The following is a 14000-nucleotide window of genomic DNA, read 5'->3' on the forward strand; positions in this document are numbered from 1 at the left end:
TACTATTATGTAACAATTAGATATAGAAACAGAAAAAACGGTATTAGTTGTGTTACCTAATACCGTTTTTGAAAATTCGCTATTTAATTTTGCGCGTGCTTTTGTTGAAATGCAACGATTGCCTCATAGTCCTCTTCAAATAGGCGACTAAGACGTATGAAAATCGGAATTAACTCTGTGTATATATTTACCTGTTCTTGGTTAGGACGATTACTTTCTGTGGTACCAATCATTTCTGATACAACGTTTAGATCATCTACTTCACCTAATGCATATAGCCCGAGTACTACTGCTCCTAAACAAGAGCTTTCGACACTTTCTGGAATCTGAACCTCTTGATTAAAAACATCTGAAAGCATTTGTCTCCAAACAGGTGATTTGGCGAAACCACCAGTAGCATGAATCTTTTCTGGAATCCCGATAATTTCTTCTAGTGCTAGTAGGACTGTATAAATATTTAAATTAATCCCTTCTAGTACTGCACGCATCATATGTTCCTTTTTGTGATGCATTCCTAAACCGAAGAACGACCCTCTCGCATTTGAATTCCATAAAGGAGCCCGTTCACCTGCTAAATATGGATGGAAAATTAGACCTTCCGCTCCAGCTTGTACCTTGCTTATTTTTTCTGTCATTAGATCATAGGGATCGACACCTTGCTCTGTTGCTTTTGCAACTTCTTCATGACAGATTTCATCTCGAAGCCAACGCATAACCATTCCACCATTATTAACAGGTCCACCAATTACCCAATGTTTTTCTGTTAATGCATAACAAAAAATTCTTCCTTTCGGATCTGTCACTGGTCGATCTGTCACTGTTCGTATAGCTCCACTCGTTCCTATCGTTAGTGCAACAACACCTGGTTCAATTGCATTAACACCGAGATTTGATAACACACCATCATTAGCGCCAACTACGAATGGCAAATCAGCATCTATTCCAAGTTCATCTGCCAATTCTTGATTTAACCCTTGTATCTGATGAGTCGTTGGAACAATAGTTGATAGTTGATTATCAGTGATCCCCGCTGTCTCTAATGCGCCTTGATCCCATGTCAGATTCTCTAAATTAAATAATCCTGTTGCTGAAGCGATGGAATAGTCAATGATATACGTATCAAAAAATTGCTTGAAAACATATTCTTTAATCGATATAAACTTATCTGTTTTTTTAAATAGTTCTGGTTGCTCGTTTTTTATCCAAATAATCTTTGCAAGTGGCGACATCGGATGAATCGGTGTACCCGTTCGTAAATAGATTTGATGTCCATTCTCTGCTTTTAACTTTTTAGCCCACGGTTCACTGCGTTGATCAGCCCAAGTAATACTATTTGTTAAGGCTTTACCATCTCTATCCACAGCAATCAAACTATGCATCGCCGAACTAAATGAAATAAACAATAGTTCCTCTTTGTTGATCGTGCTGTTTTTGATTGCTTCTCGAATTGAAGTTTTAACAGCACGCAGAATCTCTTCCACATCTTGCTCTGCTGCACCTGGAACAGGTGTATATAATGGATATTCAACTGCATGCTGACTTTGTATTTTTCCGGATCGATTAAATAAGACCGCTTTTGTACTGGTAGTCCCGATATCTACACCCAGCAGATAATTTTTTTTCATAATTATACCTCCAATAACATTTATACATCTTGCGTACATTCTCCTACCTTATCCGTTAAAACACAAGGAGCGCTTTTTAATGCGCTCCCTTAATTCTATGAAATAAATAGACCAAGTGTAAGTGCAGTAATTAAACCAACAACACCAATTAACGTCTCCATCACTGTCCATGTTTTTAATGTGTCTTTCACATCAAGACCGAAATATCTACTTACTAACCAGAATCCAGAATCATTAACATGTGAAAGCACGGTTGCACCTGCCGCAATTGAGATAACGATTAATCCTAAAACAGGACCTTCTAGACCCATAATGCCTATTACTGGTGAAATTAAACCAGCAGCTGTTACCATCGATACTGTTGCTGAACCTTGTGCAACACGAACTACAGCAGCAATAAGAAATGCTAGAAGAATAGGTGGTAAATTCGAACCTGCCATAATATTTCCTAAAACATCACCAACACCAGAGTCAATTAATACTGTTTTAAATACGCCACCTGCACCAGTTACTAAAATAATAATACCCGCTGGCTCTAATGCTTTTGTTGCTATATCTTGTATATCTTGTCTTGAATAACCTCTTTTTGTACCCAAAAATGTAAATGTTAATAATGTTGCGATTGTTAATGCCACAATCGGGTTACCAATAAAGGTAGTGATCGCTCGGAATGTATTTCCTTCAGGAAGCATCACTGCTGAAAGTGTATTAACTAAAATCAAGACTAACGGAACCATAATAATAGAAGTAATCATTCCAAAGCCTGGTAGCTCTTTGTCATACTCTTTTTCTTCAAAGTTCATATAATCAGGTACCGTAATGTGAATCTTCTTCGAAATATACTTACCAAATAGTGGACCCGCGATAATCATTGACGGTATACCTGCGATGATACCAAATAATATTACCCACCCAAGATCTGCACCAATTAAATCTGCTACTGCAATTGGACCTGGAGTTGGTGGAATATAACTATGTGTAACAGCTAAACCCGCTAATAAAGGAATACCATAGTATAATAATGACTTACCTGTCTTCTTCGCTAAACCGTAAACTAAAGGTACTAAAATGATAAAACCAACATCAAAAAACACTGGAATCGCTACCAAAAATCCGGTAATACCTAATGCCCATTGTGAGCGATCTTCTCCAAATTTATTTAATAACGTTTGTGCAAGACGTTCAACTCCGCCTGAAACTTCTAACATCTTTCCAAACATTGCACCTAGACCAACAACGATTGCCACAAAGCCTAGTGTACCACCCATTCCATTTTCGACCGATTCAATAACATGATCTAATGGCATACCTGCAGCGATACCTACCAGTAAACTTACAACCATTAATGCTACAAATGCATGAAGCTTTATCCGAATTACTAAGAATAATAATGTAAAAATTGCCGCTACTGCTACTAAAATTAATATTGTACCTGACATGATGTATTCCTCCTAATGTATTACGTATTAGTTCTTTTCTACTGCGTGACCACCAAATTGATTTCTGAGTGCTGCAACTACCTTGCCACTAAACGTATCTGACTCTAATGAGCGATTACGCATCATTAAAGATAATGCGATTACTGGTGCAGAAACTTGCAATTCTAATGCAGTTTCTACCGTCCATTTACCTTCACCTGACGAATGGACAATACCTTTTATGTCATCTAAATTACTATCTTCAGAGAAAGCGTCTTCCATAAGTTCCATTAACCAGGAGCGAACGACAGAACCGTTATTCCAAACGCGTGCTACCTTTTCATAGTCATAATTAAACTCACTTTTATCTAAAATATCAAAACCTTCTCCAATTGCTTGCATCATGCCATACTCAATGCCGTTATGCACCATCTTTAAAAAATGACCACTTCCTGATTTACCCGTATAAAGGTAACCGCTTTCAACGCATGTGTCAGAAAATAATTTTTCTACTTGGTTAAAAGCTGTTTTCTCCCCACCTATCATTGTACATGCACCTTCTCTTGCACCTTCCATTCCACCACTTGTCCCAACATCTAAATAATAAATCCCTTGTTCTGCTAATTCTTCTGCACGACGAACGGTATCTTTATAGTTTGAATTTCCTCCGTCAATTAATATGTCATCCTTATCTAATAAGCTATTAATTTCAGACAGTACTTTTTCTGTAACATCACCAGCTGGCACCATCATCCAGATGACTCGCGGTGATTCTAACTTTGCTACAATGTCCTTAAGTGATTTGGCCGCTTCAGCTCCATTCTCTTCCGCTTGTTTAACTGAATCTGAAGAAACATCGTAGGCCACAACCTTATGACCATGATCTAATAAATTAAGTGTTAAGTTCATCCCCATTTTCCCTAAACCAATCATTGCTATTTTCATACACTTCATCTCCCAGAAAAATATTATTTCATAAATTCATTATACAAAAAAAAATTATTCTTTTGCAAGCGTTTTCCGAAAAAATATTTCTTTTTTTGAAAGCGTTCTAAAAAAATATTTCCTTTTTTCATATTTCCCTATATAATAATAGTAATAGATAAGGAGGTTATGTAATGCCTACCAAGGAAATCCAACATTGCCTGGTACGAATAAGGTCACACTACGCAACATTTAGTCATAAAGAAAAAAGAATTGCTGATTATATATTAGAAAAGCCTCATAAAGTTGTTTACGGTACAATTAATCAGGTTGCAGATGATATCGGCATTGCAAATTCTACTGTTTTCCGCTTCTGCAAACGCATTGGTTTTAAAGGTTATCAATCTATGAAAATAGTATTAGCGTCCGAAATTACGGAGCCTATAAATGACATTCATGAAAAGATCTTACCTGATGATAATGAAAAAACCGTAGCAGAAAAAATTTTTCATTCCAATATAAAAACACTTGAAGATACTTTAAAAGTAATGGACGAACATGCCATTAAAGCTGCTATAGAACTAATTCTTCAAGGCAGAAGAGTCGAATTTTTCGGCAATGGTGGCTCAAGTGTTATTGCTCAAGACGCATACCATAAATTTATTCGAACTGGTATTCCTGTATTTGCTCAAGTTGACACACATATGCAGCTGATGTCTGCTTCACAAATGACACCTGATGACGTAGCAGTACTCATTTCCCATACTGGTACAACGAATGACATTCTAGATATACTGGAAATCGTGCAAGAGAACGGGGTTAAAACAATTGGCATTACTAGTTTAGCTAAATCACCGCTCAGTCAAAAGGTCGACATCCCATTGTACACGTTGTCTGAAGAAACAGACTATCGCTCGGAGGCTTTATCTTCACGTATTGCCCAACTTAGTCTGATCGATGCCATTTATGTAAATGTTTTAATCGCACAAAAAGAGGTTGGTATAGAATCGATGCGAAGAGTTAGAAGGGCTATATCATCTAAGCGTATCTAAACGAAGAAATCCAAGTTCAAATTTCATTTGACTTGGTTTTTTTTCTGCTTCATTTAAGATGCGTTAATCCGACATTATAATTACTGAATTTAAAAAGCATAACTTATTAAACAGATAAAACACATGGACAAATACCTTTCCACAACTCCCCTCTTTGAATAATATATAGCAACTATAATTTATAGGAGGTGAAGTAATGTTTCCGGAAAGACCAGTACGACCTACCCAACCTTATCCGCTAATCCCATATCACAGACCATATCAAGTAGCGCCAGTTCAAAAGAAACAAAATTTGTTAGCACAATTTAAGACAGCTGATGGAAATTTCGATATAGATAAAATAACAACAACGGCGCAACAGGTGCAAGGTATTTACACGCAGGTTAGTCCAATGATCAAACAAGTGCGTCCATTGATCACAAAATATATTAAGAAATAACTTTTTCTATTTAGCACAAGCTTTCTTTACTTTGAATAGATTAAATAGTGATAAAGCTTTTCAATTTGAATTCACTGATTGTACGATAAGGAGTTTTGAAACAAAATGGCTATTAGAAAAGCCACGCATCGTGAAACACAAACAATTGTCAACCATGCACCTATAGTGCTAACAGAAGCAACCATGGGCTATGGTGAACCAAGTCCAGAAAAAGCACGTCGAATAGTCTCCAATTTTTTAGCTAACGGTGGGTATTATATGATCTATACTAAAGATAATTATATTCATGGTTGGATTGGTGTAGGAGAAAATTTTGATTATTATTCTAACAAATTGATTGGTCATATCTCAGAAGTTTATGTGCTACCATCCTGTCGAGGTCTAGGAGTTGCAAAGAAATTGTGTAACGAGGTTTTCAAACTACTAGAAGCACAAGGGTATACTGAGGTACAACTAAATGTATTCTCTGGAAATAACGCCAAGTACCTTTATGAAAATATCGGGTTTCATGATATTTCGACATTGATGTACAAAAATTTAAAAAATCATCCTAACAAATAAAAAACCAGATCCAATTGGATCTGGTTTTAGCATTATAAATTAATCGTTACTTCTGCATCTTCTCGCAGTCTATCAATAAGTGTTTGGGTTACTTCTGCTTGTTTTTGACTCTTTAACTGCTCAGCAATCTGCGGTTTCGCATCTTCAAAAGATGGAATTTCTCCTGCTTCTCCGTCAGTTTGCTCTTGCTGTTCAACTACTTGATCATAATAGGCTTGTATCTCTTCATCCGTTGGTTCAGAACCTTCTGATTCACTTGCAATCAGCTGATCAACTTTTACTTGTAGCTCAATTTGGGACATTACTTCTTCTCTATCCGTTCCTTGTTCCTCTATAGCTACAAGAAAATCTTCTTGTGTTTCAAGTCCATTTTGTTCAACTAGGTTATTTAACACTTCATCTATAGCTTCTTCTGAAGCTTCATAATCACGATTATTTGCCTCCTGTATTAGGAGTTCTTGTCCAACCATACCTTCTGCAACTTGTGTCTTCAATTGATCTTGATCTATCTCTGCTGCTTCTCCAGACATTTGTGATTGTAAAGCAACTTGCTGCAATTGTCCTTGATAAGTAGTTTCAAAAGTTTCACGCTGTATTTCTTCTCCATTTACCTCAGCAACAACTTCAGGTATACCTTCCAAGTCCGCCTCGGGCATTTCTGGTTGTTCCGTATTTGCTGTTTCACTATCTTCTGAAGTTTCTTCCTCTTGTGATGCTGTATCATCGTTTGTATCATCGGCTGTTTCATCGTCATCATTACATGCGGCTAATACAAGCACGAATAATACGAGAAGTAAACTTACTAACCATTTCTTATTCATTGTCATTCTCCTTCCAATTTAAGCTTTCGCAAGTGTAACATATTTATTTTAACTTTAAAACCAATACAAGTTTGAAATGATTTTGTTTTTAAAATATACAAATATTGCTTTGTTTAAACATATACGTTAAACTTACTGCCATAAGTGAAAATTTTTCACAACTTTATAATAGTTATCCTGAACCTAGTAGATAGAGAGAAATGGGAGGGCATAACCATGCAAATGAATCATTACTTTGCTTACGGACTTGTTATTCTGGGAGCATCCTTCTGGGGATTAACAGGTTTATTTGTTGAGAATTTGTACGCATTTAATTTCACACCCTGGCAAGTAGTAACGGTACGCTTAAGCGTATCCAGTTTCATATTATTTATCATTCTAGCAAGTATCGCAAGAAGTTATTTAAAGATTAGAATAAAAGACTTACCTTATTTTATGGCACTTGGTGTAGTTAGCATGGCCTTGTTTAATTGGTGTTACTTTGAAGTAATGGAGAGGTCAACCCTTTCTGTTGCTGTTATATTCATTTATACTTCACCAGCTTTTACAGCCATAATAGCAAGATTCTTATTTAAGGAAAAATTGCCACTTCAGAAAATAATCGCTGTTTTCTTAACTATTATAGGATGTGGATTTGTCATTCAATTTTTACCTATAGGGAGCTTTTCTTTAACATCGACTACGATTATATTAGGGTTATTATCTGGTCTATTTTGTTCCTCTTACAGTATTATTGGAAAATTTGCTAGTAGAATTTATCACCCTCTCACGATTACAGTATATTCGATGATTTGCGGTAGTATATTTATGATTCCAACAAGTTCTATTTGGACGCAAAAAGAAGCCTTTATGATTAAAGAAGTTTGGTTGAATATTTTAGGTATATCCATCATTTCTACCATCTTCGCTTATATTTTATTTACTATTGGACTTTCTTATGTGGAATCAAGCAAAGCTTCTATCCTTTCTTCCTTTGAGTTAGTTATAGCCGTTTTAATAGGTCTCCTCCTATTAAATGAAATGTTGAGCAGTTGGCAAGTATTTGGCTTTATACTTGTATTTCTATCTTTATTTTTAACCGTTTTTTCTTTTCGAATAAATAGAACAAGACCCATCCAGAATTGATTTAGCACAATGAAAAGACATTAGATAGCCCTCTAATGTCTTTTCATTTTATCTAAACGTTCTATTTAGGCAGATATTTTCTCTTTGAATTTAAATAGTTTGTCATTTACTTCTGTGATAAGTTTCTTTAATACATCATTGTTTGGTTTCTCACTTTGTGCTGCATCGATTAACGGATAAAGACTTTCTTCAATATTCGTATAATCCTCGGGATACGCATCTTCTACTTTCTTTTCAATAAGCTCCCAATCTTCATCTAGTTTTTTACCACGTTTTATTATTTCCTTACTTTCATCTGGAGATTGTTCCACAACATCTTTTAATGCTTCAATTGTTGCTAAAACTGTATTTACACCTTCCATGATAGTAGCGTCGCTACTATTGTTTTGTGTATCTTGTAAAAAGACTTCTGAGTTTACTGTCACTTCTTCTGTATAAACAATGATTTCATCCACATTTATATCGGTTGGGATAAAACTAAAACCCGCTAATATAAAGAAAGAAACCAGGAAAACGGCAAGCAATTTTTTATACATTGTTCGATCATCTCCATTTCACATAGTCATATTTACTTTTTCCCAATCAAACTATACTATCCATAACAGCATAAACTTTATTCTGTTTAGGCTATGTTTCAAATATGTTGTTTCAGAGAAATTGATACACGCGCAATGTTCACGAAAATTACCGCTCTAATTCAGAATCTATACGTGATATAATAGATTGAAATGTTTAGTTTAATAAGATTTAACAGGAGGAATTTACATATGACAATAAAAATAAAACCAATCCTAGTCTTAATAAGTAGTTTGTTGCTACTATTAATACTTGCAAGTTGTGGTTCTACAACAGAACCAGACGAACCGCAAGAATCAGCAGAGCAAACGGATGAACAATTAGACTTATCTGATGTAGAGGAAAACCCAGTGGTTACTATCACGATGGAGAATGATGAAGAAATAATCTTAGAATTATTTCCTGACATCGCTCCAAATACAGTTGCGAACTTTGTCTCCTTAATCGAAAAGGGTTTTTACGATGATCTAATCTTTCACCGAGTCATTCCTGACTTCATGATTCAAGGTGGAGATCCTGATGGTACAGGAGGTGGTGGTCCAGACTATTCAATTCCAGGTGAATTTACTTCGAATGGATTTGAGAATAACTTATCACATGAACGTGGTGTACTATCAATGGCACGAACAAATGAGCCAGATTCAGCAGGATCACAATTTTTTATCATGGTAGCCGATTCGACTAACCTAGATGGTGAATATGCTGCTTTTGGACAAGTTATCGAAGGTATGGAAGTTGTTGATTCTATCGTTACTGTTGAAAAAGATCCAGAAACGAATAAACCTCTTAAAGATCAACGTATGAAAACAGTCGTTGTCGATACATTTGGGTATGATTATCCAGATCCAATTGTAGAATAAAATAAGGTAATATAAGGGTGCATCCATTTATTATTCAATGGATGCACTTTTTTTTACTATCTATTATCTTTAGCTTCCTCTTCATTAACACCAAATTGTACTTCTGGATTATTAGACATTTCAATATCGACACCATCTGAATTCTTTTGATTTTTAGGTGTTTGTGGTAATTTCGCTTTGTTGTGTTTGCCATTTCGATGTTCGTCTCTGCCCATTACGCCACTCCTTTCTATATTTTAACACTTAGCATGGTAAATATGCTTCTGAATTATCCGTATTTTTTGCAAGTACTATCTTATTCAACGTTCTATTCATGAACGCTGACTTTTTATCATAGATTTAACTATCAGGAATTTGGACAGGTTAGATGCATTTTATGTAATTAAAAAGGATGATTAAAATGAGAATAAAACTTCGATTACTTTGTCTGTTTTTACTGTTGTTTTTGTTAGTTAGTTGTGGAGATAACGATCGTGCTCTAACAATTGAATCTGCAGACATCCAGGCTAACATAGACACTGACGGCACAGTACATGTAACAGAGCTATACACCTATAGTAAGTCTTTTAAAAAAACTACTCGCTCCATGCATGATGATATTGAAAATTTCAAAGCATTTCAAGCACCCAATAATCTTAGAAAGAAAGTTCCTAAAACAGATGATTTAGAACCTTTAGATGTTAAAAAGATTAAAAATGACTATCAAATCGACTTATCTTCCGAAAATGAATTAAATCAACTCGTTTTTAGCTACGATATTATAAACGCTGTTACGAAATATAATGATATAGCAGATTTACAGTACAGCTTTTTTGATTCGAAAACGTCTAGTGATATACATGATGTTACCATTAATATACGTACTCCTAAGAACCAGATACAGCAGGATGCTTTTATCTTTTTTTATACTAGCAACCAACCATTCACTCATACCATCAATAATGAGACCTATTACACATACAAGGACCTATCTGGGTCAGAGACAATTGATTTTAGATTTGTTTTTCCTGCTAATGAGTTAACAAATCGACCAATTGATCAGGAAAAAGATATCAAAAGTGATCTTCTAGTTACAGAAAACGCCTTACAATCACGCTATAAAAATGTGGAAAGTAAATTTAATAATCAGGTTTCCATTTTACTTATTGCTATCATCATTAGCATAATTATTGGGACTTACCTTCTATTACGACATCCAAATCGAAAGCGTGAAAAAAGTAACAAGAAAGCATTCATATCGTTAATGGAAATGGCAGATCCGTTAATCGTTTATTATGTAAATAAAAATGCAAAACTAACAAAAGAATCTATTATTGCAGGGCTTTTCTCCTTACATAAACGCGATTTAATTACTTTAATGGAGGTACCTTCTGATTTGAATCAAGGTAGCACATTTCGTTTTACTTGGAAAAGAACACATCAAAAACTTGCAGAAAGTGACCTTTATCTAAAGGAATGGCTATTCACAAAATACGATGACCAAGGTCCCTACTTTATACTTGAATCATTCACAAGTTTTGAACAAACCAAAAGTCGATCCAAAAAGAAACAGATAACAAAATCAGTTACCTATAATTTGGATAAATGGCGTCAACTTATAGAAATGAACGATATATTTAAAAAGGTAAAAACAAACTACATTCCCTATCAACTTTTTGGTTTTTTACTTGTCCTTTTTTCGCTTGGAATGTTTACTTATTTCGTTTTAAACGATGTATGGGTACGTGAACTGCAATATGCTGTCATTCTAGCTTTTACTATTTTTGCTGCAATTGTTCTAATTTACAATTGTCACAAAATACTTATGACTCTATTATTTAGTGCCATATTTTTGCAAAGTCTTTTTTTTACCATCACAACAGCTACCAATCTTTATCTACTTTTCACCATACTTGCGGCTTCCCTAAGCTTCTTCATTCCAAGCGTAATTTGGCGGAGTGACATGAATGAATTACGAAGAGCAATTAAATTAGCAAAAAAACGATTCAAACAAAAGAGATATCCTATCGGGAACACACCAAAACATCTGCAGCATCAAATGCAGTATGCGATTATTCTAAATCAAGAAAATAGATTCGCACAAGCCTGTAAACCAGTTCCATCCAGTCTATTAGTTACTGGTCATTATCCCTTGCTTCATAATTCAAAGCATACTGCTGCTGTCTTTGATCAAAGCTTACAGGCAATTAATTAAAATTTTGCGAGATGCCCTTTCATTTTTTAAATGGTATGCTTTTCCTTTTTTGTAAGCTTATCAGAAATACTTGATTTCTATTGTATTATCAGCTAAATCCTGCTTATGTATGATAAAATAATAGTATAAATGATTTTTGAAATTGGACGGTGTCATATGAAAGAAGTAAAAAAGATACAAGAATCTGATTTGTACCAGCCTATTCAGAGTCACTTCGTTAAAGAAGGTTATCAAGTTTACGGAGAAGTAAAAGACTGTGATATCGCAGTCATAAAAGATGAAGAATTAATCATCATTGAATTAAAACTCAACTTAACTGTCGACCTTCTTATGCAAGCAGCGAAAAGACAACGATTGTCTGAATTTGTATACATAGCCATCCCAAAACCGAAGTATAACCGCAGATCAAAACGTTGGACAGATATTTGCCATTTAGTTAGAAGATTAGATTTAGGACTAATTCTCGTTACTTTTTCAGGAAACACGAAAAATACAGAAATTATTTTTCATCCTACTCCATTTAATCGTAAAAAACTGATTGGTAAAAATAAGCGAAAGCGACAAGAGGTCTTAAAAGAAATTAGTGGACGAAGTGCGGATTTCAATATTGGCGGATCAAATAGAACACAAATCATGACTGCTTATAGAGAAAATTGCATTCAAATTGCTTGTTACCTTGAACATGCTGGTCCACTATCCCCAAAGCTATTAATTGAAATGGGAACCGGCAAGAAAACTCCCTCTATCTTAACAAAAAACTATTATGGCTGGTTTGAAAGAATTAAACGAGGTGTTTATATCCTTAGTGAGAAAGGTCATAAAGAAATAAAACAATATCCTGAAGTTTGTAAGTTTTATCAAAAAGAGTGAATTGACTTTTTTCTACTTAAATTCTACCAAATACATCAACACTTCGTATCTGTAATTAAAAAACAGCCACTTAAACTAGGCTGTTTTTTGATACAATAATATCTTTTATTAACAAAAAGACTAGTATTATACTTCAATTTGTTTCAATACTTTAGCAGGATTACCACCAACTACGACATTATCTGGTACATCTTTCGTGACGACTGCACCTGATGCAATCACAGCATTGTTCCCTACTGTTACGCCTGGATTAATTATTGCACTTCCTCCAATCCATACATTGTTTCCGATTGTAATCGGTTTTGCATATTCCTTACCCGAATTACGTTCGGTTGGATTAAGTGGATGTGTTGCAGTATATATTTGTACGCCAGGTGCAAGCATGCAATTATCGCCAAATCGCACCTCACATACATCTAAGATGGTGCAGTCGAAGTTTGCATAAAAATTCTTGCCGACATGTGTATTATAACCATAATCAAAACGTATATTTGGCTCCATATATATGTTTTCTCCAGTTGAACCAAGTAATTCTTTTAATAATTTGGACCTTCTTTCTTCTTCATTTTCTTCTGTTTGATTATATATTCTAACCTTTCGTCTTGCTTCCTCACGTTCCTTTATTAATACTGAATCAGCAGATATGTACATTTCTCCAGCCAACATCTTCTGTTTTTCTGTTCTCATAAGCACTTCTCCTAAATGATTTTTTATCTAGCTGTAGCCTTCCTTAATATTTCGAGGAGGATTTTCTTCCAAAGTCTGCTTTACTTTCTCCCCAAAGCTTTGTTTCCCATTTAATAATTTCAGTTGTATAGTTATTTTGATTTAACCAATTTGTTGCACGATCGATTAGTTTCCACAAATGTTCCGTTGAGAAGTCCCTTGGTATTGTCGTATTCGCATGTTTTTTACTAACCCAACTAATTGCTGTTTTAGAGTCTGTATAAATTGGTAAACTACTGTTCTGTTCTTTTAATAAAACTAATGCATGTACAATTGCCAAAAATTCACCGATATTATTTGTTCCATTTGCTACAGGTCCAAAGTGGAATAATTCTTCACTGTCTTTAGTATATACGCCTTTGTATTCCATTACTCCTGGATTTCCACTACATGCGGCATCAACACTTATGCTATCTTCAATAAACGTTGTTTTATTTTTTGAAGATATTTGCTCATTCTTGGAGTCCTTTTTCACAGAATTCGTCTGCATTTTAGGTCCATTTTTAAAAGCAGATTCAGCTTCTTCCTTTGAGAGAAAAGACTTATATCTAGCTCCTTTTATCCCGATAACTTGTTTTTTACATGCATCCCAAGTGTCATAAATCCCAGCATTTTTACCTACCCATACAACGTAGTACTTTTTCTTAGCCATATTTAAACTCCTTTATAACAAATAATCTATTCTTTAGTTTGAACTCTATCTATGACATGATTCTATCATAATATTTATCAAATAATAATCTTTATCCTAACCTTATTATTATTCAATATGCTATATTATAATTTGAAATGAAAATTCACAGTTTTGG

Annotated in this window: 15 protein-coding genes; 7 read left to right on the forward strand and 8 right to left on the reverse strand. The window is 34.7% G+C overall.

The window, feature by feature from the left end:
- Window positions 1–83: 83 nt before the first annotated feature.
- The 3 genes from gntK to gnd form a co-directional block, all read right to left on the reverse strand.
- Window positions 84–1628, reverse strand: coding sequence for a gluconokinase (gene gntK / locus D2K60_RS08560; RefSeq protein WP_205418615.1), 1545 nt, complete (start codon window positions 1626–1628; stop codon window positions 84–86).
- 92 nt (window positions 1629–1720) lie between these two features.
- Window positions 1721–3064, reverse strand: coding sequence for a GntP family permease (locus tag D2K60_RS08565; RefSeq protein WP_117169590.1), 1344 nt, complete (start codon window positions 3062–3064; stop codon window positions 1721–1723).
- A 27-nt stretch (window positions 3065–3091) separates the two neighbouring features.
- Window positions 3092–3988: a phosphogluconate dehydrogenase (NAD(+)-dependent, decarboxylating) gene (gnd, locus tag D2K60_RS08570; RefSeq protein WP_117169591.1), complete on the reverse strand. Its 897-nt coding sequence runs from the start codon at window positions 3986–3988 to the stop codon at window positions 3092–3094.
- A 173-nt stretch (window positions 3989–4161) separates the two neighbouring features.
- On the opposite strand from gnd, the gene D2K60_RS08575 reads away from it, so the two are divergent.
- From D2K60_RS08575 to D2K60_RS08585, 3 genes are all read left to right on the forward strand, one after another.
- Window positions 4162–5019 carry a MurR/RpiR family transcriptional regulator gene (locus D2K60_RS08575; RefSeq protein ID WP_117169592.1) on the forward strand — a complete coding sequence of 286 codons (858 nt, stop codon included), beginning with the start codon at window positions 4162–4164 and terminating at the stop codon, window positions 5017–5019.
- A gap of 196 nt (window positions 5020–5215) precedes the next feature.
- On the forward strand, window positions 5216–5458 hold the full coding sequence (locus D2K60_RS08580) for a YppG family protein (protein WP_117169593.1): 243 nt from the start codon (window positions 5216–5218) through the stop codon (window positions 5456–5458).
- A gap of 105 nt (window positions 5459–5563) precedes the next feature.
- On the forward strand, window positions 5564–6019 hold the full coding sequence (locus D2K60_RS08585) for a GNAT family N-acetyltransferase (RefSeq protein WP_117169594.1): 456 nt from the start codon (window positions 5564–5566) through the stop codon (window positions 6017–6019).
- 32 nt (window positions 6020–6051) lie between these two features.
- On the opposite strand, the gene D2K60_RS08590 is transcribed toward D2K60_RS08585, so the two are convergent.
- Entirely contained in the window at window positions 6052–6840 is a 789-nt protein-coding gene (locus D2K60_RS08590; protein WP_117169595.1) for a SurA N-terminal domain-containing protein, read from the reverse strand.
- A gap of 216 nt (window positions 6841–7056) precedes the next feature.
- Between D2K60_RS08590 and D2K60_RS08595 the strand changes: the two genes are divergently transcribed.
- Window positions 7057–7965, forward strand: coding sequence for a DMT family transporter (locus tag D2K60_RS08595; RefSeq protein ID WP_240335283.1), 909 nt, complete (start codon window positions 7057–7059; stop codon window positions 7963–7965).
- 65 nt (window positions 7966–8030) lie between these two features.
- Here the strand turns inward: D2K60_RS08595 and D2K60_RS08600 are convergent, their stop codons facing one another.
- A complete protein-coding gene (locus D2K60_RS08600; protein WP_117169596.1) occupies window positions 8031–8501 on the reverse strand; it encodes a hypothetical protein in 471 nt (156 codons plus the stop codon).
- A 231-nt stretch (window positions 8502–8732) separates the two neighbouring features.
- Between D2K60_RS08600 and D2K60_RS08605 the strand changes: the two genes are divergently transcribed.
- Window positions 8733–9401, forward strand: a complete 669-nt coding sequence (locus D2K60_RS08605; RefSeq protein WP_117169597.1) for a peptidylprolyl isomerase — start codon at window positions 8733–8735, stop codon at window positions 9399–9401.
- Window positions 9402–9457: 56 nt separating this feature from the next.
- Here D2K60_RS08605 and D2K60_RS08610 read toward each other — a convergent pair whose 3' ends face one another.
- Window positions 9458–9616 carry a YfhD family protein gene (locus D2K60_RS08610; protein WP_117169598.1) on the reverse strand — a complete coding sequence of 53 codons (159 nt, stop codon included), beginning with the start codon at window positions 9614–9616 and terminating at the stop codon, window positions 9458–9460.
- 185 nt (window positions 9617–9801) lie between these two features.
- Here D2K60_RS08610 and D2K60_RS08615 point away from each other — a divergent pair, with 185 nt between their 5' ends.
- Together D2K60_RS08615 and D2K60_RS08620 are read left to right on the forward strand one after the other, a co-directional pair.
- Complete coding sequence (locus tag D2K60_RS08615) at window positions 9802–11595, forward strand: DUF2207 domain-containing protein (protein ID WP_162880737.1); 1794 nt, start codon at window positions 9802–9804, stop codon at window positions 11593–11595.
- Between the two features lie 156 nt (window positions 11596–11751).
- Complete coding sequence (locus D2K60_RS08620) at window positions 11752–12465, forward strand: DUF2161 domain-containing phosphodiesterase (RefSeq protein ID WP_117169600.1); 714 nt, start codon at window positions 11752–11754, stop codon at window positions 12463–12465.
- A gap of 126 nt (window positions 12466–12591) precedes the next feature.
- On the opposite strand, the gene D2K60_RS08625 is transcribed toward D2K60_RS08620, so the two are convergent.
- Entirely contained in the window at window positions 12592–13152 is a 561-nt protein-coding gene (locus D2K60_RS08625; protein WP_117169601.1) for a sugar O-acetyltransferase, read from the reverse strand.
- 43 nt (window positions 13153–13195) lie between these two features.
- Window positions 13196–13843: a ribonuclease H1 domain-containing protein gene (locus tag D2K60_RS08630; protein ID WP_117169602.1), complete on the reverse strand. Its 648-nt coding sequence runs from the start codon at window positions 13841–13843 to the stop codon at window positions 13196–13198.
- Window positions 13844–14000: the final 157 nt, after the last annotated feature.

The sequence above is a fragment of the Paraliobacillus sediminis genome (genome assembly GCF_003426055.1).